The organism is Desulfovibrio desulfuricans, assembly GCF_024460775.1.
GTDB classification, from domain to species: Bacteria; Desulfobacterota; Desulfovibrionia; order Desulfovibrionales; family Desulfovibrionaceae; genus Desulfovibrio; species Desulfovibrio desulfuricans_E.
The window spans coordinates 31,326-55,399 of the sequence record NZ_JANFYZ010000008.1 but is presented as its reverse complement, the minus strand read 5'-3'; the positions used below and the strand labels follow the sequence as shown (position 1 = coordinate 55,399).

Genomic DNA, 24,074 nt, shown 5'->3' with positions numbered 1-24,074 from the left:
GCAAACTGTTATGACTCTGTGCTGCAAATATGGATCGTCAGCACCGCGTTTTTTGTAAGACCCTTACCACCAGAAAAGGGGATACCTCTTGCGGGCGGCGAGATTGTTGGCCGCATAGGCCAGGGCCAGCATGCAGATGGCCCCCGCTGCGCAGGGCAGGAGTACGTACCAGTAGCCGAGACTGTGGATGCCGGGGCCGCCGATGACGGCGATAAGAGCCGTTGCGCCGCCCGGAGGATGCAGGGTCTGCGTTGCGTGCATGAGGGCGATGGCCGTGGAAACAGCAAGGCCCGAGGCCAGCACCGGATTATCGCTGAACAGGAGCTGGCAGCTCACGCCCACAAGCGCGGAAAGCACGTGCCCGCCCACAAGATTGCGGGGCTGGGCCAGCGGGCTGTGGGGCGCGCCAAAGGCCAGCACGGCGGAAGCGCCGAACGAGCCGATGAGCAGGGGCAGATTCCACTCTTGCGAGCAGAGCTTTTCAAGCAGCGCAAGGCTGATTATGGACAGGCAACTGCCTGCCCATGCCCAGAATATTTCATTCCAGTCGGCCCTGGGCGGGGCCATTGTGCCTGCCCGCAGGCGGCGCAAAACACGCATCATTGGCATCCTCGTTACTAGATGTTGCGAGAATCGCGGGTTGTGAAGCCGTGCTTCCCTGGTTGAATGAACTGTTTGTGGCTGCGTTGGAGCATTTCAAAGCTAATCTGGTCTAGATACGGGCCATGGCAAGAAATGCCGCGTGCAGGGCAGCAAGCAGGGCAATGAGTGTTGGGCCTGCCCAGGCTTGCGTGCCGTGCATGCCGTAGCAGGTTATGGAGAGCGCCTTTTGCGGGCATACAGCTATGCAGTCGCGGCACAGATTGCAGTCCGCATTGGGGCCTGATGTCGTCATGGGGTCACCCATGGCGTCCTGACGGCATACCCGTACGCAGGCCATGCAGCGGCGGCAGGGGCCTGTGCGGCGCACGCGCCAGGGGGTAATGCGCCCAATCCACTTTGCCAGCAGCCCCAAGGGGCAGAGGCCCCGGCAGTAGGCGGCATATCCGGCTTTGCGGCTGACCAGCAGGGATGCCGGTACAGCCAGCAGTCCAAGCAATAGGCCGCAGGCAAGAGCCGCCTCCAGCGGCGCACCCGAAAAACGCAAGAGCAGGGGAACGGCAAGGGTCAGGCCCAGCATGGCGAGCCGCAGATATGGCAACCACCTGGGAGCGCGGCGGGGAACGGGCGGAGCAACATTACCGGAATCGGTGTTTGCAGAGCCGGAATTTTTTATCGCAGATAATCCGTGCGGGCCTCCGGCGCAGGACTTTGCGGCGCTGGCATCCCACACGCCAAAGTAGCAAAGATGGCTGCACCAGGCCGCGCCCGCAATCAGGGTGGAAAAAGTGAACAGGCCCAGCATGAACCAGCCGCCGCCACGATAGATGGGCGCGGCGGCGATCAGCCCCGGAACGGGCAGATGCAGTTGCCCGCTGAGAAGAAAGCGGCTTTCCAGAGCGAGCCCAAGGACAAGCTGGGCGAAAAAGACCAGTGAAAAAAGCCGCCACAGGCGCATTCTGACCTGCGGAACCTTTTTGCCGCTCAGCCATCCGGCTGCGCAGGCCGCCCAGATGCTCGCCAGCGCAAGTTGCAGTGATCCCCATTGGGGGAAAAACCGTTCTATAACCAGCATCTGCGGCTTCATAAGCCAGACTGGCAGCAACAGGACAAGGCAAAGGAACAGGGCGGCCAGTTGGGTGCGCACGCTCGTGTCCCCCTTGTGGTAGCGTTGTCGCGCGGATTCGCGCAGCAGGGGCAGGGCGGCAAGCGCCGTCAACAGGGCAACGCTCAGCAGGATAACAGCCAGCCTGTGCCACGGTTCGCCCATGAACATGCGCATTTGCACAAACTGGGCCGCAGCCCATATCCAGCGGGCGGCCAGCAGGGGCAGCACCAGCAGGAGCAGCAGGCGCACCCACGCGGCGCGGCCCCAGGCAAGCAGGGCCAGAGCAAGGCAGGCGGCGGCGAGGCCGGGCTGACCGCTGCGCCAGAAGTGCGCTCCAGCAGGCAGCAGGGCCAGAAAAGAAGGCAAGGGGATAAGGCGGGAAGCTCCGCGCATGTCAGACTTCCTTTACATTCGGCATGTTATGGCGTTGTTACGCGCCGCCGTGCATGGGGTGAGGCGTTTACTTGGGCAGTTTGCGCTTGCCCACCAGATCCACAATGTCAATGCGTACCACGCCCGTGCGGGCAAGGGCCGCATCCGGCGTGGGCGTGGGGCAAAGGGCGGCGTAGCGCACTGCCAGGGCATCAAGGGCGAGGCCCTTTTCCGCCGGATCATCCACAATCACGGCGCGTCCGGTGCCGCACAGCGATTTGTAATAGGTCGTGGACTTTTCCCTATGGATGGTCACATCCGCATACAAGGTAAAGGCCACATTGGGGTTGCGGCGGATACAGTCCAGCTTGTGACCTTCAAGGGCGCAGTGGACGTAGATGCAGTTGCCCTGGCGCACAAAGTTGAGCGGAATGACATAGGGAAATTCCCCGTCGTGCATGGCAAGGCAGAGGTCTTCGGCGGTGGAAAAAACTTCGTCAAAAAATGCCGGATCAAGGCATTCGCGGTTATGTTTGCGCATTTGCGGCTCCTGATACTGGCCTGCTGTCTGGTTACAGCGAGGTATTGCTGCCGATGGGTTCCGGCGTGGATAAGATGCCTGCGGCAAGACAAGGGGGTTGCGGGGCTGGGGCATTGGCAGTGTATTTTTGCAGGCTGCGTTGCCAGTGCAGGCGCGCCGCAGCAAGATCTGCCGCGTCCGGATGGCGCTCAGCCTCGCGCAGGCGGGCCAGACGCTCTGGACTCAGGGGATGGCCGCCCTTGCGTTGGGATGCGGCAACCACCTGCGGATTGACCCGGCCCTGGCACAAGAATCCATCAACTACCGCATTGCCGCCAGCCTGTAAAATTTTGTGCGTTGCCGCCATGCAGCGGCGGGCGTGGTCTGAATGGGGCCACGCGCCCAGCGTGCCGAAAAAAAATACGTGCTTGCCGCGTATACGCTCCATGTAGCGCAGGGCGCGGGCATCAGGCAGGCCTTTGCGCACCCAGAAGCCCAGGGCCAGTATATCAAAGTCATCCGGCTCAGGGGCGATGCGCACGGGAAAGCAGGGAAGACCCGAGGTGTCGGCCAGAGCCTCAGCCACTTTGCGGGTATTGCCCGTGCAGGAAGAATAAACAATGCAAGCGTTCATGCTGATCCTGAAAATCTGTTTTGAGAGTTTGCATTCTCATCGCGTTTGGAGCGCTCCTTGGCGAGCGCGCACTCATAAAGGCGGTGCTGCCTGAGTGGCGGCATCTTCACTGTATAACGGTCAAAGCTGCGCCTGCAGCCGACAGAGTGGTATCGATATGAAATGAATCTATGCTTCTGCCCTTTCGCGCAGGGCGTTGGCATCAAGCAGAATAATGCGGCGTCGGTCGCGGTCAATGAGTCCGGCTGATGTCAGGGCGCTAAGCTCCCGGCTCAAACTCTCCCGGCTTATCCCCATCTGTCGGGCCAGGGTTTCCTGGGTAACGCCCATGCTCAGGGTAGCGCTTTTTTCCATTTTTGCACGGTGCAGCAGCCACGCCGCTACCCGGCCCGAAACGGAAATGCGACCCTGCGACCCCGCAATCTTGTTGATGAACAGGCGTTGGCGCAGGCTCATGGCCGCCAGCATGGCTACCCCAAGGGCCGCGTCGTTGCGCAGGGCTTCAAGCAGGGCCTTGCGTTCGAGCCGCAAAACTACGCCGTTCTGCACTCCGATAGCCGTTGCGGGCAGGCCTTCTTCATAAAAAAGCACCCCTGCGTCCAGCATTCTGCCGCAACGCACGAGGTGCAGCACACATTCCTTGCCCTGAGCCGAGTGGCGGCACAGTTTGACCATGCCCGAGAGCAGCAGCATGGCATCGGTAGTGGCTTCGCCTTCGCGAAAAAGCGTCGCGCCCTGGCTGAATGGCTGCACACGGGCGTGCAGGGCCAGCTTTTGGCGTTCAGTATCCGACATGGCCGCAAAGGGGCCGGTTTGCAAGGCAGCATGGATGGTTTGCAGGTCGCTGTTTTCCATCTTGTCTCCCCTCAGACCTCAGCATGCGTGCGGACGGTCTGGTATTGCAGTTTCGCTTACGTCTGTACGGAACGCCTCAGTGCCATGGCTGACAGCAAGGCCTGTTGTCAGCAACACTGGCAATACACCAGAAATGCCCGGGATGTTCTGTGACCGAGATCACAAAAACTTGCAATTCAGAGCCGCATTTCAGGCTAAATCAAAGCAACATGCTGTATGTTAAGGTGATTTTATAACAGGGTGCAAATGAAATGAATTAACTGTTCTGCAAGGATGTTCCCGAAAATCCTTGCCACGAAATGCGAGCAGGCAGGTTTTTGGCTGGTGTAAGCGAGCATTTCAAGCGCTAATGATTATAGAGGCTGCATGCGGGAAACGTGCGGCCTTTGCATAAAGCGCAAAGCCTCGGCGCAGAAGCCGGAATATTCCGACTGCCGCGCCGAGGCCTGAATGTGCAGAGTGGGCAGAAGCGCTTACTTCTTGCCGCCCTTCTTGGTGGCCTTTTTGTTGCTCTTGGCAGGCTTGGAGGCCGCAGCCGTGGGTGCTGCAGGGGCAGCCACGGGCTTGGTTTCAACAGGTGTTGCCGCCGTTGCGGGCTCCGTTGCCGGGGCTTCTGCCGCAGGCTCCGCCTTGACTTCAGGCGCGGGGGCTTCTTCCACTACCGGAGCGGCTTTGGCTTCGGCAGGGGCTTCTGCGGGAGTTTCCACAGGCGCTTCGACCTTGGGTTCCTCGGCTTTGGGCGCTACGGGAGCCTCCGCAACTGGGGCCGGAGCCGCCGCTTCCGCCACTGGGGCGGCAGGGGCTTCAGCCTTGGCTTCTTCAGCTTTGGTTTCCTCAGCCTTAGGCTCTTCAGAGGCGCGGCCAGCAGCGGTCACGGATGCACGGGGGCCGGGTTCTGCCACTGGAGCGGCGGGTTTTTCCGGCGCGCCTTCCATGGCGGGCTTCTTTTCCGGCGCAGGGGCTTCCACCACAGAACCGTCTGCCAGCACCAGCGAGAGGGCGTGGGCCGGGCAGGCTTCCATGCAGGCGGTGATGCGCTTGCCGTTTTCCATGCGCCATGCGCGGCACATGTCGCAGCGCACGGCCACTTCGCGGCGGGCGCGCTGGGCCAGGGTTTCACCATCGTCGCCGTCCACGGAGGGCATGCCGATGGTGTCAAGGGTGATGGTGCCGTAGGGGCATGCAGCGATGCACATCTTACAGGCAACACAGTATTGTACGCGCATGATGATGCGGCCATCGGCATCCTGCTGCAATGCGCCGGTGGGGCACACGTTGGCGCAGGGCGCGTGGTCGCACTGGTGGCAACGCACGGTGGTCTTGAAGCCTTCGGCCTTGACCACCTGTACGCGCGAAACCAGTTCGTCGCGGTGTTTCATGGCCTCTTTAAAGCTCATGCCGTGGTGGGCGGCAATGCAGGCCACTTCACAGCGGCGGCAGGCGCGGCATTTGTCGGGTACGACCTGGATATGTTCAGTCATGGTCCGTTTCCTCGGATGCAACGTGCAGGGCCATAAGCGTCATCCCATGACCCCCGTTGAAGTGGATGTTTTCGCCGCCGCAACTTGGGCAGACGAAATGCCGTTGCGTCAGGCTGAATTCATGTCCGCACTGATTGCAGGTACAGGCCAGGGGCGCGCATGCAAGCGTAAGCTTTGCGCCCTCGGCAAGGGTTCCTTCCGCCAGCAGTTCAAAGCAGGCGGTGAGCGTTTGCGCTTCCACGCAGGCAAGCAGGCCCAGTTCGCACTGAAATTCCGCAATACGGCTGACCGGAGATTCCGGATGCGCCTTATTGTGGTCTTCCACGGCCTTGATGGCCATGTTCAGCAGTCCCTGAACCAGCGTTGCCTCATGCATGGATCAAACTCTCCAAACCTTTTACGCCTAGCGTTCGGTGCAGGAAACGCAGGGGTCGATGCTGTTGGTTATCAGCGCCACATCGGCCACCTTGCAGTCACGCATCATGACGCCCAGGGCCTTCCAGTTCATGTAGGAAGGCACACGCCATTTGAGGCGCGAGGGCATATCCGTGCCGTTGGTGCGGATGTAGTAGAACACTTCGCCGCGCGGGGCCTCGGTGCGGGCGCAGGCCTCTGCCGTGCGGATCTGACGCATGGGCGCCGTGACCTCGCCTTCGGGCATCCTTTCGATGCACTGGCGGATGAGGCTGAACGATTCAAATATCTCGTGCAGCCGCACCATGGTGCGTGAGTTCACGCAGCAGCCGTGCTCAAGAACCGGGTTGAAGTTCAGCTTGCCGTAGGCGGCGTAGGGCGAATCCTTGCGCACGTCGATGGCAACGCCGGAACCGCGGGCCACAGGGCCAACCACGCCAAGATGCACGGCGTCTTCCTTGGGCAGCAGGCCAAGGCCCTTGGTGCGGCCAAGAACCATGCCGTTGGTGGCGTAGATCTCGCGGATTTCATCCACCTGCGGTTCAACCTTGGCAAGGGTCTTGAGCATGTAGTCCAAAAGCTCGGGCGTGACGTTGTACTTAACGCCGCCGATGCAGTTGGCCGCCAGGTTCATGCGGTTGCCGTAAACGGTTTCCTTGAGGTCCTGCATCATTTCACGCACTTCCATCACGTGCATGAACAGCGACTTGAAGCCGATGATATGCGCCTGAATGGCCGTGTTGAACAGGTGTGAGGCAATGCGCTTGATTTCTTCGGCCACCACGCGCAGGTAGCAGGCGCGCTCGGGAATGGTGATGCCGAGCACGTTTTCCACCACCATGCTGTAAGTGAAGGAGTGGCTGTTGGAACAGAGCGAGCACACGCGTTCGGTAAGGGTGACGTTCTTGACGAGGTTGCGCTGGGTAGCCATGGCTTCCATGCCGCGGTGCACGTGACCGGAGGTCAGTTCCACGTGGCGAACCGTTTCACCCTCCACCGTGAGGTGGAAATATACCGGCTCCTCAAGGGCCACGTGTACGGGGCCCAGAGGCATGGTGAAGGTGTTACTCATGGTTGCGCTCCTTGTCATTGAGAATGCGTTCCCAGAGGTCGGTGGTGCAGGCCCCGTTCATCATGATGGACAGGGGCACGGCCTCGTTGAGAATGCCTGCGTCAAGCTCTTCATCCAGAAACAGGCGCGTGGGATTGGGGTGGCCTGTAACCTGAATGCCGTATAGTTCCATCATTTCCCGTTCGTGCCAGTCGGCATTGGCGAACAGGGGGGTGATGGAGGGCACGGTGGGCCACTCGCCGTTAAGGGTCACGGTCATGTTGTAAACCACGCCGTCCAGCTCAAAGTGGTAGCAAACTTCCTGCATGGGTTCGCTGAGCTGGCGGCGGTTGTAAGCAGTGGTCATGCACAGGCGCGCCTTGGCTTCGCTCATGATGGCGGCGGCATCCTGCAACATGCGGGGCGTACCCAGCCTGAACCAGTGAAAAGCGTTGCCGAAGCTGTCCGTGCTGTGATGTACGGCGTCGTCTTCGGTACACAGGGCTGAAAGCCCCTCGATGACTTTGGCGTTGCCGTTAATTGTCTCTTGCATATGTTCTCCGCGGGTATGAACCGCTAATCCTTGGTGGGAGCGGCAGAAGTGACGCTGGTCGCCGCTGCCTCGCCGCTGGCGGCGGGCAGTACGCAGGCATTGCGCTTGGCGTCCTCAAGCTGGCGGCACTTGGGGCAGAGCCTGCGCGTCAGATCCCTGTCGATTTCGTCATTATAGGCATAGAGCTTTTCGGCCAGCTTTTTGGGCAGGGGGCGCATAAGCTCGCCGCAACCGGCGCAGGGCTCGTAGCGAACTGTCTGCTGTTCGATGCGGTTGAATTTTTCCGATTCCGGATGCGCGGTGTGCCAGTCGGTCGTGATGCTCATGGCCCCGGTGGGGCAGTAATGGCGGCACGAGGCGCACAGGCAGCAGGAGTTTTGCCATATGGTGATGGTAAAACCCTTGCGGTCGGGCAGCGGCGAGATGTTGATGGCCCCTGCCGCGCACGAGTGACGGCAGATGCCGCAGCCCATGCACAGGTCGGGATCCACAACAGCCTTGCCGCGCAGCCTTTCGGGGGTGAAGGTTTCGCCCAAGGGGAAGGGGTCGGTACTTGGACCTTCCAGCAAATTGCGGAACAGAACTTTCAGAAAGCCCGCCATATCACTCCTCCACGCCCAGTTTTTTCAGCCAGATGGAACGCGCCAGCACCACAGCCTCAAGAATGGCCTGCGGGCGAGGCGGGCAACCGGGCACGTTGACGTCTACCGGGATGTAGCGGTCAAGCGGGCCTTCAATGGAATAGCCTTCGCGGAACACGCCACCCGAGATGGGGCAGATGCCCACCGCCACAGTGACCTTGGGTTCGGGAATTTCGTTCCACACTTTAAGCACGCGGTCACGCACCCTGGTGGTCAGAGGGCCTGTCACAAGCACAATATCGGCATGGCGGGGGCTGCCGCAATAGCGGCAACCCAGGCGTTCCACGTCATAGCGCGGAATACAGGCGGTTGTTGCCAGTTCCACGTCGCAACCGTTGCACGAGCCTGCGTTGATGCGGAAAAGCCACGGCGACCGCACGGAGAGTTTTTTAAGCATGTTATCCAGCGACACGTCGGCCTCCTTACATCACCCAGACCAGTATAAGGCTGCACAGCGCAAGCGCCGTGGGCACAGTTATGTAGAAACGGAAGGCCTGGTCAATGCGGAAGCGCCCGGTGGCCGATTTGACCAGCGTGAGCGAAACCAGCATGAGCCCAAGGCACTTGAGCAGGAACCAGACCAGATTCACCAGCCATATGTCAGATATGGTGCCGGGGAAGAAAAGCGCAACCCCCAGGCCCAAAACTACAAAGGTCTTGAGCGCGGACGTGATCTGGAACAGGGCCAGCAAGGGGCCGCCGTATTCCAGCAGGGGACCTTCAATCAGTTCAGTTTCCGCCTCGGGGATATCAAAGGGCACAACGCCCATGGTGCCGGGCAGGAAGATCAGATAGGCCAGCAGAGCTGGGATCATGGTCGGGTTGAACCCGAAGGAACCCACCTGCTGCTGCATGGCGACGATCTTGAGCAGCGAGAACTCCGCGCCCCAGGCACCGCCGCTCAGCACCTTGCCCGTAAGCATGGCGACAGAGAGCAGAATCATGAGCAGCGGCGTTTCATAGGCCAGCATCAGCATCATTTCGCGCGAGAAGCCCACAGCGCCGTAGGGCGAACTGGAGGCCGAGCCGCCCAGCATGATGGCCATGGCCGGGATGGGCAGCAGGTAGAAGATCACCAGCAGGTCGCCCATGTTGAACAGGCCGTTGAACACGCCGGGGATCGGGATAAAGGCCGCGCACACGGCCATACCCGTGAAACCGAACACCGGGGCCATCAAAAAGGCCGAACGGCAGGCGGTTTTGGGGATAAGGGTTTCCTTGGTCAGCAGCTTGGCGATGTCGAGCCAGGGCTGGATCAGCGGGGGGCCGACGCGGCGCTGCAGCCGCGCCTCGACCCGGCGGTCAAGTCCTTTGAAGAACATCGCCACCAGCAGGGCAAAGGCCCCGCCGGGGAAGATGCACATGTGCAGTATGGCAAGCAGGGTGTCGCTCATCAGCGGTTCTCCTTGGCGGGCTTATTGCCGCCCATAAGGCCGAGGATTTCCCCGAAAATGCTGGAGGGCTTCATGCGGCTGGTGGACGTTTCGACCGGCAGACCGCAGGTGTGGACGTCGATTTCGCGCAGGCGGGTAAAGCGCAGCACGAACCAGCGTCCGCCAGCAAATGCAAGGGCCATCATGACGAACATGCCTGTGGCGTTCCATGCGCCGGGGCCGGAAAGCACGCCGGACAGGCCCACGTTGAGCGGCATAAAGCCGTATTCAGCCAATACGTTGTTGATGGGGCCAAGGGCCAGGCCGGGGAACACGCCCGTGATCACGCAACCGGCAGCCAGAATGCCCATGGGCACGCGCATGATCAGCGGGGCCTCATGCACTTCGTGCAGGTTGGGCGAGGGCTGGCCCAGGAAGGCCGCATGCAGGAATTTGGCGATGTAGGCCATGGTCAGCACGCTGCCGATCAGGGAGAGCAGCGCCAGGAAGGGCTGGCCCGCTTCCATGAGGGCATGGTAGATAAGCCATTTGGACGAGAATCCGCTGGTGGGCGGCACGCCCACAACCGAAAGCCCGGCAATGGCGAACATGGCAAGGGTAAAGGGCATGTGGCGGCCAATGCCGCCGAGGTCTTCCAGCGTTTCCCTGTGGGTGGCAAACATGACTGCGCCGCACACAAGGAACAGCAGATCCTTGAAGAACACGTGGTTGATCACGTGCAGCATGCCGCCCGCGTAACCCAGCGCGCCGCCAGCGGCAACCGCCAGCACCATGTACCCAAGCTGGCTCACAGTGGAATAGATGAACACAAGCTTGATGACGTTGGTGCGCAGGGCCTGCACGGCAGCCATGATGATGGTGATGCCGCCGATCCACATGGCAACGGTGCTGATGATGTTCTGCTCCATGCCGCCGAGCACGCCGGCCAGCATAAAGCCGCCGCCCATGAGCATGAACAGCTTGATGAGGCCTAAGATGGCGCTCTTAAGCAGCACGGACGAGATGTAGCCGGAAACAGGCGTGGGGGCCAGGGCCGGGTGCATCTGCCAGTCAATGCGGAAGGGCAGCTGGGCCGCCTTCATCAGGAAACCGGCGGCCAGCAGGGCCATGCCAAGCCATGCCGCGCCGTGGGGAATGTAAGGTGCGGCACCCGTGAGCAGGGTGGCGTTGAAAGGCGTGAACGGCCCCACAACGCACAGGCCCAGGAAGATGAAGCCCGCGCCGAACACGTTGAAGATAAAGTACTTGAAGGCCTCGCGCAGCGAGTCCTTGTCGCCCTCATGGGCAATGGCCAGATACAGCGTCCACGAGCTCATTATTTCCCAGAACAGGAAGAAGCTCAGCATGTACTGGCTGGCGGCCATACCCACCAGGCCGCCGCACATGGCGGTAAAGGCGCAGTAGAAGCGCCACTGGCGGTGGCTGTGTTCCATGTAGCCAAGGGCGTAGGCCATGTTGACCGCGCCAAGCACAGGAACCAGCAGGGCAAAGCAGAAGGAAAGCGTATCCAGATCGCGGCCAAACAGGATGACCAGCAGCGCGGTGAACAGCAACACGCCCACGCTGGCCCATCCGGCCTTTTTGCGGTCACGGTAGAACAGGGCGGGCAGCACTGCGCCAAACACAGGAACAACCACGAAGATGGGCCAGGACACATTCATGGCCAGGAGCACATCGGGGTCGTTGAGGTTGGGCGTAAAGCACATGGAGGCCACCGGCACCACAAGGTTCATGGCGAGCTGCGGGGCAAGGCCCATGATAACGCAAATGCCCGCCAGAATGATCAGGCCGATCTGCATGCTGCGCGGCGCTTCGGTCACGGCGGGCAGGTCGGCGGGGCGCTCTTCAAACACAAGGGTTTTCAGAATGCGCGTGTAGTAGATCAGGCCCACCAGCGAGCCGCCCAGAATCAGGGCCGCCAGCCAGATGTGCCCGGCGGCGGCGGCCGCCTGAATCATCAGGAACTTGCTGTAGAAAGCGCCAAAAGGCGGCAGCCCCATGATGCTCACAAGGCCGATGCCCATGCAGGCAACGGTCACCGGCATCTGGCGGCCAAGGCCGCGCAGGTCTGCAAGCTTGCGGCTGCCCGCGCGCATGATGAGAGCGCCAGCTCCAAGGAAGAGCAGGTCCTTCATAATGGCGTGGTTGAGCATGTGCCACAGCGCGCCTGTGGTCGAAAGCCACGTGCCTACGCCGAGCACCAGGGCGATTTCGCCAATCTGCCCGAGGGTCGAATAGGCCAGCATGCGTTTGATGTCGTCCTGGCGCAGAGCCATGATCTCGCCAAAGATCAGGGTTGCCGCGCCCATGGCCACAAGGCCGGTGCCCAGCCAGGAAAGGCCGAACAGGCCGGGCATGCCCATGATCATGGGCCGCATGAGCAGCACTGCCACTATGCCGAACACGCCCATCTTGGTGATGATACCCGAAAGGGGACCAGACACCGAGGAAGGCGCGGCTGGGTGGGCGTCAGGCAGCCAGGAGTGCAGGGGCACAAGACCCATTTTCACGCCGAAGCCAGCCAGGCAGAGCACAAATGCGCCCTGCATCAGCCCGAACGAAAGCGAAGGATCGCCCAGCAACAGAAGGCCAGGCAGCATGAACAGCGCGCCGCCCGCGCACATTACATAATATTTGAGGCCAGCATTGTAGGCGCTGCGGTTGTTCTCATGCACCACCAGAAAGTAGGAGGCGAAGGTCATGAGTTCCCAGTAGCCGTACATGGCCGCCGAGTCGGCGGCGGAGACGATGCCCGCCAGCGATGCGAATGTCAGCAGCAGGAAGAACCAGTAGCGGCCCTGACGTTCGTGGATGTAGCTCAGCGAGTATATGCTGACGACCAGACCCACAACGGCGATCATAACCAGGAAGAGTTTGGCCGTGGGACCCGCAGGCGTGGCGATGGTGGTCGCCAGCGCCAGAGCGGAGAAGGCCACGCCCACCAGGGGCGCGCGGTCGAACTTTGCCAGGAATGCGATGCCGGTCAGGAACGCACCGGCGTAATAACACCAGTATGCCGGGTGCGTTGCCGAATGCGGTACAGCCACATTGTAGGAAGAAGCGAACAGTTCGGTGATGGGGCCTCTGAACAGGCCCAACAGAGCCACAACTACCGCGAGGCCCAGCATCACAAAAACATTGCCGGAAGGCGCTGCCCATGAAGCCGGGGTTTCTTCGCCTGTGGTGTCCAGCACGGCAATCCGCACTGCTTCCACATGCAGCCAGATAAGAACTGTGGTGGCAATGGCCATGCACATGAGCGCCGCCATGGCGCCGGGCATGCTGCCCAGAATGCCAGAACTGATGAACATGCGGGCTTCAGGCACCAGGAAGGGCGAGCCGCCCACAGCAGCCAGCATGCCAAGGCCGAAGCAGGCTGCTGTCCAGGGTTGACGTTTGCCAGTGGCGCGCAAATCCTGCAGTTGCACCGGTGCATTAAGCGCCGGGGGGGTCAGCCGTGAAAGAGCGGCCCAGGCCAGCAGCCGTGCGGCTGCCTGGAACAGCACAAAAAGCCACAGGCCCGTGCTGTTGATGCCGCCGCTTGCTCCAAGACCCAGGCAGAAAATGCCTGCATCATGCAGCGAACCCCATAGGATCAGGCTGCGGGGATTGTTGCGCTGTCGCACGGACTGCGCCGCGCCATACAGCATAAGGGCCATGCCCACGAGAAGCGGCACAAGAAAGCCGCCTGCCGAAAACAGTGATTCCGTCATAGTTTGCCCCGTGGTTTGCGGGTCTCTCGGATGTACCCGGCGGATCAACCCGGTCAAGTCCGGGCCGCACTTCCTAAATGGCATCGTGGTATCACCACAATACCATGTCGTGAAAAAATGATCTTAAAAAGTTTTTTTGGCTTAGCCCACTTTGCAAACCGTTGCAAGCAACAACTCTTCCAAGAAGAACAGGTAGATTGCAAAAAATGGTATCAAAATGGGTAATGTGAGGGTGGGAGCAATAAACGGTTTGCTATTTGCGCGATTTTGAGAGGCTGTGAAATCGGTATGTTAGTCTTGATTTAACTGATTACACAAACAAATTGTGCAAAAAAGCGCTAATGCATTGTGCAACGTTGTGAAATTCAATGACAACGCCACGTTAAAATGTGATTTTTTGAACTATCGATAAAAGGGGGTGATCGCGCAAAAAATGAAGTAATACAAATTTAAAAAAACGTGTTAAAATTGCGCCGAAATTGATAACAATTCCATTGCGCGCAGTCACCTTTTTTGTGATTTATTTTACCAGTGTGTGCGCAGCACAAGAAATGTGAAATAAAATTTTGAACCCGTGAAAAAAAAGAAAAAAATTTTCTGAAGGGGAAAAAAGAGGGGGTAGAGCGGGCAAAAGCAGCGCTCTTCGGGCCGGGCTTGCGGCTGCCGAAAAGCTCCAGAACTTGCTGCATCAGAGAAAAGGAAAACAGCATTTTGCACTGCAAAATGCATGTTATATGGAATGGTGCAATGCTGATGTGGAGTGTACTGCGCTATTCGTCACGCAGGCGGCGGGACATAAGATTGTGTAGCACCTCTTGAGGATCGTTGTCTTCATACAGGATGCTGTACACAGCGTCTGTAAGAGGCGCGTCAACTTCAAGCCTGCGGGCAAGCTCGTGAATGGCGGCTGTGGTTTTAACACCTTCGGCCACCATGCCAAGGCTGGTCGTGATATGTTCAAGCTTTTCACCGCGCCCTAGCCGCAGGCCTACCTGGCGGTTACGCGAAAGGTCGCCCGTGCAGGTGAGGGTAAGGTCGCCAAGGCCGGAAAGCCCCATGAAGGTATGCGGCTGTGCCCCTCGGGCAACTCCCAGACGGCTCATTTCGGCAAGGCCACGGGTAATGAGCGCCGCGCGGCTGTTGTGCCCAAGGCCGAGGCCGTCGCAAACGCCAGCAGCTATGGCCATGACATTTTTGACCGCGCCGCCCATTTCAACGCCCATCACATCAGTGCTGGAGTAGCAGCGAAAAGCGCTGCCGGAAAATATCTGTCGCAGCAGGTGCCCCAGAGCCTCGTCCGCCGTAGCCAGAACCACGGCCGTGGGCAGACCGCGCAGAACGTCCGCAGCAAAAGATGGCCCGGAAAGTGTCGCGTAGCGGGGTGCAAGATGCCCAAGGCTCTGTTCCGTCACCTCCGCGCACGTGGCGAGATTTGTGGTTTCAATGCCCTTGGCGGCATTTACCAGCACCACGTTTTTGCGAAAGAAGGCAGCGTTGGCGGCAAGCCAGCCACGCAACTGCTGGCAGGGAACCGCCAGCACAACGATTTCCCGCCCCATGGCGGCAGGGTCAGTGGTAGCGTCAAGGCTGGGATGCAGGGCAAAGCCCGGCAGATAGCGCGGGTTTTCGTGCCGGTTGCGCACAGCCTCGGCCACTGCGGCATCGCGCAGCCAGAGGCAGGTCTTGTAGCCGTTTCCCGCCAGCAGGTGCGCCAGGGCCGTGCCCCAGCTCCCGCCGCCAGCAACGCAGATTTCAGGATTGGACATGGTAGGCTCAGAACCCCAGATTTGATTCCTGCCCCGGTTTGTCGGGCAGTCTGTCCTTGGGAATGGACGGAGTTTCCTTGCTTGTCAGGCGGTTGCTGCCTGAACCAAAACGCACCAGAAACATGCCGCTGAAACGCTGGTCTTTGTATACTTCAACGCGATACAGCCTGCCCTGGCGGTCAACGGAAAAGCGGGACTGAAAATCTTTGAGAGCCATGACCTCGCCGCTTTCGTCCTTGCGGCCGCTGTCAAAACCGATGGCGTTGACTCTGTAGCCTTCTGTTGGCTGCACGAGCAGGCTCTTGCTCACTTCCAGCACCTGCCCGAAGGGGGCCTCGGTTTCGCGCCCGTCAGCCAATACCCGCATGCCTGTGATGCTATGGTCCATTTCGCGCCAGTCGGGGCGGATAAGAGTGATCATGCGGTTGCCATAGTGCACGCAGTACTGGCCTTCCTCGCCCTTGGCGCAGGGCAGCACTGCCATGATGGGCTTGGATGTGACCGCCTGTGCTGGAGCATCCTTGGAAAGCGGCAGCAGGTTGATGGCCGGGCGCACATCTTCCAGCGGCAAAAAAACCTTGTTGTCGGCAAAGGTGACGTCAAGCTTGTCCAGCAGGGCTTCGCGCACTCCCTCGGGGGTAAGCGCAAAGCCGCGTGTAAATTCCACCCCAGCCTGCGCAAGAAACGATTCCACCATCAGCAGGTGGTAATATGCCCGCACTTCAACAGGAAATTCCTTGCTTGCTTCAAGCCCAAAGGCTGCCTTTCCCTGCCGTACAGCGTAGTACGAGAGGCTTCTGTCCATCTCGTGATCGCCCTCGGCAGTTCTGGTATTGTGCACGTGCAAGGCATGCTGCGGGGAGAGCAGCTTGCTGTTGGCCGATTCTGCGGCCTGCCGGGCTTCATTTCCCAGTGCCCCCATGAACACGCCGTCAAGCGCTTCCTGGTCAATGATCACAGACTGCCCCCAACGGTTGGGATTGCGCAGCTTGTCCTCAAAGGTGGGGCGGTAATACCCGCTGCCATCGTGCAGGTTGAGCACCAGCCCCACGCGGGGGTGGCTTATGAGTTCCTGAATGCGGCGCACGGTGCCAAATTCTGGGTCGTGGTCGTCAAGTTTGGCAAACTTGCGGTTCATGTCGCCGTGCAGCCCGCGTGACCTTTTGATAATACTTGGGAAATTGAGGTTTGGCACAACCCACAACACGCCTTTGCGAATGGTGTAGTGTGTGGTCAGCAGAGTCGCGGCAGAAAATCCGCCAGGTTCATCACCCTGAATGCCGCCAACCACCAGCACCACTGGCGAAGCCGGAGCCGCCAGCTGAGCGGCTGCATCTGCACTGGCGGTTACAGTATCACTTCTGTCAGGGCGTACAATTGCGGGGATGGCCTGCGTCAGCCCCTGCGCATCGTCGCCCAGCCGGATAGTTGTAAAGTCCAGCGCAAAGTTGCCGGGTGCCGCCACTGAGGGAGCAGCCACGAAAAAACAGCACAGGAAAAAGAACAGAAGGGCTTGAAAACAGCCCTTGCCCGCGCAAAATATGCCGATGATGCGAGTGGTTTGTATTAGCATGCCTGTGGTGTTTCGCGCTGAAGGTGCAGTGGATCAGTGACCGTATTTACCTGCCAAGAACTACGCTATTCGGCAGAAAACGGCAAGATGAACGGACTCTGGACGCGCAAGGCAGGGTCACCTGGCAGCGTGATGTCATGAGAAGTCTTGTGCGCCCTTGCCTGAACGGCGTCTGTAAAAAACACCACTGGTGGCAGCATGAAACAAAGGCGCGCTGCCGTGCATGGTCTGAAAACCTGCAATCGGGCAGCGCGCCATGAAGGTGTAGTTCTGTGATGGTTGTCACAGATTCATGAGCTTATTCCGGGTCAAAACCAATGTTGCTGATGGCTGTCTTCAAGGCCTGCAAATCCACCGGCCCGCTTTCTTCAAAGCGCAGTTCTTTATCCTCAAGGCTGACCTGGGGATTGGCAACGCCAGATATCTTTGCCGCAGCTTCTTCTACAGCGGCCTTGCAGTGGTCGCAACGCATGCCATTGACTTTCAGGGTTTTCATCATATCCTCCATGCAGGAATGAGTTTTCATTTTCATCTACAGCTTACTCGCCGCCATACGGAATGACAAGTGGAGAACCCATGAGTACAACTACGGATAAAGCCTGCCCTTTGCGTTTTGACATCAGCGGCATGCACTGCGCCGCCTGCTCCTCGCGCATTGAGCGGGTAGTGGGCCGCATGGAAGGGGTGGAAAAAATCAGCGTGAACCTTGCTGCCGCCAGTGCGGAAGTGTGGCCCGGCGACGGGCAGGACAGCGACTTGCAGCAAAGGATAATGGAGCGCGTGGCCTCCCTTGGGTTCAGTGCGGCTCCCGCTGCGGACGATGACGCCGCGCGCCAGTTTGAAGAAGGTAAGGCCAGGGCTGCGGCTGACATTCAGGCCCGTTTGCGTCGTCTGCTGCCCATGGTTGCCTTTGCCGTACCTCTGCTTGTTATCTCCATGGGGCATATGCTCGGCCTGCCATTGCCGCAGGCGCTTGATCCGCACCTTTCGCCACGCGCCTTCATGCTGGCGCAGCTTGTACTCACCTTGCCCGTGGTGTGGCTGGGCCGCCATTTCTATGTGGACGGCATCAAGGCCCTCCTGCGCAAGGCCCCGGCCATGGACAGCCTTGTGGCCGTGGGCACGGGCGCGGCCTTTTTGTTCAGCCTTGGCAACACCCTGCTGGGGCTTGCCGGCAGCGAACCCATGACCCGCGCCATGAACCTCTATTATGAATCCTGCGCGGTGCTGCTGACCATGATCGAATTCGGCCAGTATCTGGAGGCCGTTGCCAAGCGTCGCGCTGGCGATGCCATGGGCGCGCTCATGAGCCTGACGCCGGAAACGGCCCTGCGGCTCAACCCTGACGATGCCGCCGCAGCGCCGGAAGAAACTCCTCTGGCACAGGTGCGCGTGGGAGATCATCTTTTGCTGCGTCCTGGCGGGCGTGTGCCCGTTGACGGTACCGTGCTGACCGGCAAAAGCGCTGTTGATCTGTCGCTGCTCACGGGTGAATCCATCCCGGTACCCATCGGGCCGGGGGACAAGCTGGCGGCGGGCAGCGTAAACGGCGAAGGCTCGCTGACATTTGTGGCTGACGCCGTGGGCGGCAACACCCGTCTTGCCCGCATCATACGACTGGTGCGCGAGGCTCAGGGCAGCAAGGCCCCCATCGCCCGGCTGGCCGACAGGGTAAGCTTTTATTTTGTGCCCGCCGTCATGGTCATTGCCCTTGTGGCGGCCCTTGCATGGCTTGTGTTCAGCTCTGAACCCATAACAACGCCGCTGACGATTTTTGTGGCTGTGCTGGTCATGGCCTGCCCTTGCGCCATGGGTCTTGCCACGCCCATGTCCATCATGGTGGGCACGGGGCGGGGCGCGCAGCTTGGCGTGCTCATCAAGAACGGCGCTGCCCTGGAGCAGGCCGGGCATATCAGCGTGCTGGCCGTGGACAAAACAGGCACCCTCACCACGGGCAAACCCGTGCTGACAGGCGTGACACTGCTGGATGCTCCGGAGGGCATGGACGAAAAAACGTTGCTGGGCATGGCAGCCTCGCTGGAGGCGCGCTCCGAGCATCCGCTGGCACTGGCCATTATGGGCGCAGCAAGGGAGCGCAATCTCGCATCACTGCCCGTGGATGATGTGCAGGTAGCGCCCGGCATGGGTATTTCGGGCCGGGTGAAGCTGGATGGCGTGGACTACGGCCTTGCCGTGGGCAACAGAACATTCATGACTGAGCGCGGGCTCGTCGTGTCGGAAGAAGCGCAGCAAAAGCTGGCCCTGTTGGCCGAGGCGGGGCAGACTCCCTTGCTGCTGGCTCTTGAAAAGAATGGCAGCACCAGCCTTGCGGGTATTCTGGCCCTTGCGGATGCCCTGCGGCCCGAATCAGCCTCAGTGGTAGCAGCCCTGCGCGGCATGGGCGTGCGCGTGGTCATGCTGACAGGCGACAACGAGCGCACGGCAAAAGCCGTGGCAGCGCTGGCAGGCGTGGAGGAAATTGCCGCTGGCCTGCTGCCCGCAGACAAGGCCGCCTATGTGCGGCGAATGCAGGATGAAGGCCATGTGGTGGGCATGGTGGGCGACGGCATCAACGATGCCCCGGCTCTGGCTGCCGCCAATGTGGGCATGGCAGTGGGCACGGGCGTGGACGTGAGCGCCGAGGCGGGCGATATCGTGCTCATGCGGGACGGCATGGAGGCCGTGCTCACGGCTCTGGCGCTCTCGCGCGCGACCATGCGCAACATCCGCCAGAATCTCTTTTGGGCATTCGGCTACAACGTGCTCGGCCTGCCTGTGGCGGCAGGCCTGTTGCATGCTTTTGGCGGCCCCATGCTTTCGCCCATGCTGGCGGGCACGGCCATGGCGCTTTCTTCCGTTTCCGTAGTCACCAACGCTCTGCGGCTGCGTTTCTTCAAGATCATGCGCTAGGCGAGGCCCCTGTTTCAGGCATTGCGGATCAGCGTTGAGAGGTATACATCCACACGGTTGCGTTCCATTGGGGCGCAACCGTTTTTTTTTAGAACTGTTACCGCCTGAAATAGCTGTTTGACCGAGGGCAAACCCGCCCGCGTCTGTTTCGCGGCAAGGACGCTGCATGGTTCCCGTTTATTACTGGCTTCCTGCTCTGGGCTGTATGGGCATGGGCTTTATGTTTCTGAACGTATCCGCCGTGGCGGAGCAGTTCAGGAGTCTTTTCAGCCTCAATTACGCAGGCCTTGGTGTTTTTCTCAGCGCGCCCTTTTGGGCGCACACGCTGGTGCAGGTTCCTGCGGGCCTTGTGGTGGACAGGTTGGGTACGCTGCGCACACTGGCGCTCTCGGCTCTTTTGTGCGCCGCTGGCGGCTTTGTGCCATTGCTCCTGCCGCACAACATGGTTCTGGCCGTGTGTATGCGCATGCTCATCGGGCTGGCTACGGGATTGCTGTTTCTTTCAATGGTTTCCGCCGTCAAGACCCTGTGCCCCCCGGCATTCATGAGCCGAGCGCAAGGTTTGCAGGGCGCTGCATTCAGCCTGGGAACAATGGTTCCCTTTATCGTGCTGCCATATTTTGGCGAAAGCGGCTGGGCGGCAGCCTATATTCTGGGGGGCCTTATGTCCGTGGCCTTGCTGGCTTCGCTCCTGTGCCCGCCCCTTGCGCCGCTGCGCCGGGAAACCAGAACAGAACCGACCTCTGCGGGCAATGTGCTGCGCGTGCTGGGGCAGGTGGCGCGCAACAGGCGGCTGTGGTTTATCGGTTGCTGCCACGGATTTTCTTTCGGCACCATAACGGCTCTGGGCAACTGGCTTTCCGTGATGCTGGCGGACAGCGCCAGTTCTGGGGCCGTTGCAGGCAGCAGCAACGCAGAAGCCTGGGCCTTGCCCACAAGTCTTGTTCTGCTGGCAGGCACAATGGCGCGGATTGCAGGCGGCGAACTTGGCCGCGCCCTGCCCAAGCAGAAACTTCTTGTGGCCCTTGTGCTCGGCATCGGGCTTTTTTATCTGCTTCTTGCTCTGGCTGGCAGCACATGGATGTTGCTGGCCTGCGCCTTTGCCTTGGCCGTGTGCTGCGGCGGCACCTATGCTTCTGTTTTTACCCTGACCATTGAGGCCGCTGGGGCCAGCCATACGGCAACAGGCATCGGCTTCATGTCCATGCTTGCCAACTGCGTGAATGTGGGCCTGATTCTGCTGCTGGGCGTGGTGCGCGAATACTTGGGCGGCTTTGCTCCGGCGCTGGCGCTTAGCAGCGTGTGCGTGCTGCTCCTGCTTTTGTGGGGTCGCTCCATCAACTGGAAATGCCGGGAAGAGTAAAAACGAAGGCCCGCCAAATGGCGGGCCTTCGTTTTATGCAATACTTGCGGGATCAGGGCGTCATTGCTTTCAGCACAACAACGCCGCCGATAATCATGGCAACGCCCAGCGCTCGGCCCCAGTTGAGGGCATCGCCAAACACGGCAACGCCAAGAATGAACGTGCCTGCTGCGCCAATCCCCGTCCACACGGCGTAGGCCGTGCCCATGGGAATCTGCTTTTGAGCCAGAAAGAGCAGCCAGCCGCTCAGGGCCATGCTGGCAACGGAAAGCGAGATCGCCGCCATTCGCCAGGCGGGCGCTGTTTGCGCCACCTTGAATCCGAGGGGCCAGCCTATTTCACATAATCCTGCTGCAATGAGCGCTACCCAGGGATTCACTCCATATCACCTTCGAGAGCTTCTGGGGCTTCGTCTGTGAGGCCAAGGCGGGCCTGACGGGCGGCTTCCTGCTTGCGTTCACGCGTGCCCATGGGCTTGCGCGAGTCAAAATCCGCGCTGCGATCCTGCTGACGGGCAAAGACCAGAAAACCCGTGTGGGCTGTCATGCGGTCTTCGGGGCGCAGGCGGTCAGCCACTGGCTTCCAGCGGCGGATGAGAATCTCGCACACTTCCACATCGGCAAAGGGGCCGCGCTCAAGGCCCAGCAGCAGCTTGCTCACCTGGTCAACGGTGGGCAGCAAAAAGCCGAAGCTCGCACCAGGGCGCACTGCGGCCAGAGCATGGTCGAGGTATTCCCACGGGGTGCGCACATCAAGGAAGAGCGCGTCCGCACCGGTCACGGCAAAGCCTTCGGCCACATCGCGGTTGTGCAGTTCCACATTTTCGCCCACGCCAGCCCACTCAAGGTTGCGGCGCGCCAGCTTCATGAATTCCTCACGGGCCTCATGGCTCACCACGCGCCCGGTGGGGCCGCAGAACCACGAAAGGCCAGTGGTCAGGCCGCCGGAACCGCAGCCCGCCTCGATGATGGTACGCCCCGGGCCAGCGCCGAGGCGCAGGCAGATATAGGCGATATCCTTGGGGTAGATGATCTGCGTCTGACGCTTGAGGCCCTTGAGGCGGTCATACAGGGTGGCTTCCATCACCTGAATGGGCACATTCTGGTTGGTGTAGACCACAGAGCCAAGGTCAGCCTGCGCCACCTCGGTGGAAACAAGGGTGCCATCATTGCTGTGCCAGTCCTGGCCTTCAACGAGGCGTTTGACATAGCGGCGGCCCTTGGGGGTTACATAGACGACAAGCGTACCGAAGGGAATCATGAGGTTCCTTTATTAGCTGCTTCAGGGCTGCGCAATGGACGCTACCCTCAGGTGTCAGAAAAAATGCCTCAGAGCCGCGCTGCCGCGTCTACCGAAACAAAGCGCCAGTCGGCAACGGAAAAAAGACCGCGCGCGGTCAGCTTGAGCGAGGGAATCACGGGCAGGGCCATGAAGCTCAGAGCCATGAGCGGAGCCACATTGGCCGGAATGCCGTGCCCGTGCAGCAGGCCGTGGATGGCATCCAGCGCACGCACCACGGTTTCCGGGGCTTCGTGGGTCATCAGCCCGGCCACGGGCAGGGGCAGCTCCTCAAGAATCCGGCCTTCGCCCGCAACGGCGATGCCGCCGCCCATGGCGGCAACCCGGCGCACGGCGGCCAGCATGTCTGCATCGTTGTCCCCGCAGACCACAATATTGTGCGAGTCGTGGCTCACTGAGGTTGCCACAGCCGCGTTGCGCAGGCCGTATCCTGCCAGAATGCCCACGCCCACCTTGCCAGTGGCCTTGTGGCGCTCCACAACTGCCAGCTTGCACAGACCGTCGTTCTGGCGGGCGTCAAAAAGTCCATTGGTGCAGGCGACGTCATGCTCTTCGGCATCCGTCACCAGCGAACCGGGGTGCAGGCGGATAACCCGTGCGCGGCCCGACGGCAGGGGCAGAGCAAGCACGTCATCCGGCAGGGGCGCAAGCCGCACCGTATTGGTCAGGTCGTTCAGGGGCGGATCCGCCAGCAGGACGAGCATGCGGCCTTCTGCGGCGATCTGCCTCCCCCCCGCAAAGGTCATGCGCACGTTGAAGGATGCCAGATCGTCAACCAGCACGCAGTCGGCGTCATAGCCGGGGGCAATGGCCCCCTTGCCTGGCAGTCCCTCGGCCTCGGCGGCGTTGAGGGTACATAGACGCACTGCCGTGACGGGGTCCATGCCCAGGGCCACGGCCTTGCGCAGCACTTCGTCCATATGGCCCGCAGTAAGGAGTTCGGAGGCGTGGCGGTCATCGCAGCAAAAGGCGCAGCGGTGGCAGTTGCCGGGCGTGACCAGCGGGGCCAGCGCGGGCAGGTTGCGCGCTGCGGAGCCGTCTCGCAAAAAGATGCGGCAGCCGCGCATGAGGTTCTGGTGAAATTCTTCAGCTGTGGTGCACTCGTGCGTATTGGCAATGCCCGTGCACAGGTAGGCGTCAAGTTCCCTGCCCAGCAGGGCCGGGGCGTGTCCGTCAACGGGCTTGCGCCGTGAACGGCTCAGGGCAAGCTTTTCCAGCACTTCAGGATCGCCGCTGAGCACGCCGGGGTAGTTCATCATTTCGCCCAGCGAGGCCACGTACGGGTCGTCCATGAAGGGAGCCAGGTCTTCGGCTTTCAACACCGCGCCGCTGTCTTCAAATGGCGTGGCCGGAACGCATGAAGGCAGGGCCAGAAAAATGCTCAAGGGCAGGGTCTGGGCGCTGGCAAGCAAGAAGCGCAAGGCGGCAGTGCCGCATACGTTGGCCAGCTCGTGCGGGTCTGCCACAACGGATGTGGTGCCGTGGGGCAGGGCCATCTCGGCAAAGCGCGCTGGAGTGACCATGCTGGATTCCAGATGGATGTGGGCATCGATGAAGCCGGGCAGCAGATAGGCCCCTTGTGCGTCCACCACTTCGCGGGCCTCGCGCTGGCCAAAACCCAGAAAAACGCCGTCGCCGATGGCCACGGAATCCTGCCGCACCAGACCGGAAAAAACATCAACGACTCTGGCGTTTGTGATGAGGATATCCGCCGGTTCGGTTCCGGCGGCCATGTTGATGCGATGTTTCATGGAGGTCTCCGCCCCGCAGGGCAGGCTGCACCACGCCGGAGCGCTTGCAGGATGGGAAATTCGGCTTTTGCCGGGC

At 60.7% G+C, this 24,074-nt stretch carries 21 protein-coding genes; 2 read left to right on the top strand and 19 right to left on the bottom strand.

Going from position 1 to position 24,074, the window contains the following annotated elements; genetic code table 11:
• Positions 1–63 precede the first annotated feature (63 nt).
• The 16 genes from NE637_RS10790 to NE637_RS10715 form a co-directional block, all read right to left on the bottom strand.
• Complete coding sequence (locus NE637_RS10790; protein ID WP_022657675.1) at positions 64–603, bottom strand: HPP family protein; 540 nt, start codon at positions 601–603, stop codon at positions 64–66.
• A gap of 109 nt (positions 604–712) precedes the next feature.
• Positions 713–2,101, bottom strand: coding sequence for a 4Fe-4S binding protein (locus tag NE637_RS10785; protein ID WP_227118308.1), 1,389 nt, complete (start codon positions 2,099–2,101; stop codon positions 713–715).
• A 67-nt stretch (positions 2,102–2,168) separates the two neighbouring features.
• On the bottom strand, positions 2,169–2,621 hold the full coding sequence (locus NE637_RS10780) for a pyridoxamine 5'-phosphate oxidase family protein (RefSeq protein ID WP_227118307.1): 453 nt from the start codon (positions 2,619–2,621) through the stop codon (positions 2,169–2,171).
• Between the two features lie 31 nt (positions 2,622–2,652).
• Positions 2,653–3,234: a flavodoxin family protein gene (locus NE637_RS10775; RefSeq protein WP_227118306.1), complete on the bottom strand. Its 582-nt coding sequence runs from the start codon at positions 3,232–3,234 to the stop codon at positions 2,653–2,655.
• A gap of 168 nt (positions 3,235–3,402) precedes the next feature.
• Positions 3,403–4,089, bottom strand: coding sequence for a Crp/Fnr family transcriptional regulator (locus NE637_RS10770; RefSeq protein WP_192112238.1), 687 nt, complete (start codon positions 4,087–4,089; stop codon positions 3,403–3,405).
• Between the two features lie 473 nt (positions 4,090–4,562).
• A complete protein-coding gene (locus NE637_RS10765) occupies positions 4,563–5,570 on the bottom strand; it encodes a 4Fe-4S dicluster domain-containing protein (protein ID WP_225529887.1) in 1,008 nt (335 codons plus the stop codon).
• Complete coding sequence (locus NE637_RS10760) at positions 5,563–5,946, bottom strand: hydrogenase maturation nickel metallochaperone HypA/HybF (protein WP_022657681.1); 384 nt, start codon at positions 5,944–5,946, stop codon at positions 5,563–5,565. Before NE637_RS10760 ends, NE637_RS10765 begins: the two co-directional genes overlap by 8 nt.
• 27 nt (positions 5,947–5,973) lie before the next feature.
• On the bottom strand, positions 5,974–7,056 hold the full coding sequence (locus NE637_RS10755; protein ID WP_192112239.1) for a hydrogenase large subunit: 1,083 nt from the start codon (positions 7,054–7,056) through the stop codon (positions 5,974–5,976).
• A complete protein-coding gene (locus NE637_RS10750; protein ID WP_022657683.1) occupies positions 7,049–7,588 on the bottom strand; it encodes an NADH-quinone oxidoreductase subunit C in 540 nt (179 codons plus the stop codon). Before NE637_RS10750 ends, NE637_RS10755 begins: the two co-directional genes overlap by 8 nt.
• A gap of 23 nt (positions 7,589–7,611) precedes the next feature.
• The gene (locus NE637_RS10745) at positions 7,612–8,190 is read right to left on the bottom strand and encodes a 4Fe-4S binding protein (protein WP_192112240.1); all 579 of its coding nucleotides are present in this window, start codon (positions 8,188–8,190) and stop codon (positions 7,612–7,614) included.
• Position 8,191: 1 nt separating this feature from the next.
• Entirely contained in the window at positions 8,192–8,626 is a 435-nt protein-coding gene (locus NE637_RS10740; protein WP_034604940.1) for an NADH-quinone oxidoreductase subunit B family protein, read from the bottom strand.
• 25 nt (positions 8,627–8,651) lie between these two features.
• The gene (locus NE637_RS10735; RefSeq protein WP_192112241.1) at positions 8,652–9,623 is read right to left on the bottom strand and encodes a respiratory chain complex I subunit 1 family protein; all 972 of its coding nucleotides are present in this window, start codon (positions 9,621–9,623) and stop codon (positions 8,652–8,654) included.
• The gene (locus tag NE637_RS10730; protein WP_227118305.1) at positions 9,623–13,336 is read right to left on the bottom strand and encodes a complex I subunit 5 family protein; all 3,714 of its coding nucleotides are present in this window, start codon (positions 13,334–13,336) and stop codon (positions 9,623–9,625) included. The genes NE637_RS10735 and NE637_RS10730 overlap by 1 nt, the downstream gene beginning before the upstream one ends.
• Positions 13,337–14,106: 770 nt before the next feature.
• Positions 14,107–15,102 carry an NAD(P)H-dependent glycerol-3-phosphate dehydrogenase gene (locus tag NE637_RS10725; protein ID WP_227118304.1) on the bottom strand — a complete coding sequence of 332 codons (996 nt, stop codon included), beginning with the start codon at positions 15,100–15,102 and terminating at the stop codon, positions 14,107–14,109.
• A gap of 7 nt (positions 15,103–15,109) precedes the next feature.
• Positions 15,110–16,582 carry a M99 family carboxypeptidase catalytic domain-containing protein gene (locus tag NE637_RS10720; RefSeq protein WP_227118303.1) on the bottom strand — a complete coding sequence of 491 codons (1,473 nt, stop codon included), beginning with the start codon at positions 16,580–16,582 and terminating at the stop codon, positions 15,110–15,112.
• A 391-nt stretch (positions 16,583–16,973) separates the two neighbouring features.
• Positions 16,974–17,171: a heavy-metal-associated domain-containing protein gene (locus tag NE637_RS10715; protein WP_227118302.1), complete on the bottom strand. Its 198-nt coding sequence runs from the start codon at positions 17,169–17,171 to the stop codon at positions 16,974–16,976.
• Between the two features lie 80 nt (positions 17,172–17,251).
• Between NE637_RS10715 and NE637_RS10710 the strand changes: the two genes are divergently transcribed.
• Positions 17,252–19,585, top strand: a complete 2,334-nt coding sequence (locus NE637_RS10710) for a heavy metal translocating P-type ATPase (RefSeq protein ID WP_227118301.1) — start codon at positions 17,252–17,254, stop codon at positions 19,583–19,585.
• A 166-nt stretch (positions 19,586–19,751) separates the two neighbouring features.
• A complete protein-coding gene (locus NE637_RS10705; protein WP_215646662.1) occupies positions 19,752–20,948 on the top strand; it encodes an MFS transporter in 1,197 nt (398 codons plus the stop codon).
• A 52-nt stretch (positions 20,949–21,000) separates the two neighbouring features.
• On the opposite strand, the gene NE637_RS10700 is transcribed toward NE637_RS10705, so the two are convergent.
• The 3 genes from NE637_RS10700 to ade form a co-directional block, all read right to left on the bottom strand.
• A complete protein-coding gene (locus NE637_RS10700) occupies positions 21,001–21,327 on the bottom strand; it encodes a DMT family transporter (RefSeq protein WP_192112247.1) in 327 nt (108 codons plus the stop codon).
• Entirely contained in the window at positions 21,324–22,208 is an 885-nt protein-coding gene (locus NE637_RS10695) for a tRNA (adenine-N1)-methyltransferase (RefSeq protein ID WP_192112248.1), read from the bottom strand. Before NE637_RS10695 ends, NE637_RS10700 begins: the two co-directional genes overlap by 4 nt.
• A gap of 68 nt (positions 22,209–22,276) precedes the next feature.
• A complete protein-coding gene (ade, locus tag NE637_RS10690) occupies positions 22,277–23,998 on the bottom strand; it encodes an adenine deaminase (protein ID WP_227118300.1) in 1,722 nt (573 codons plus the stop codon).
• Positions 23,999–24,074: the final 76 nt, after the last annotated feature.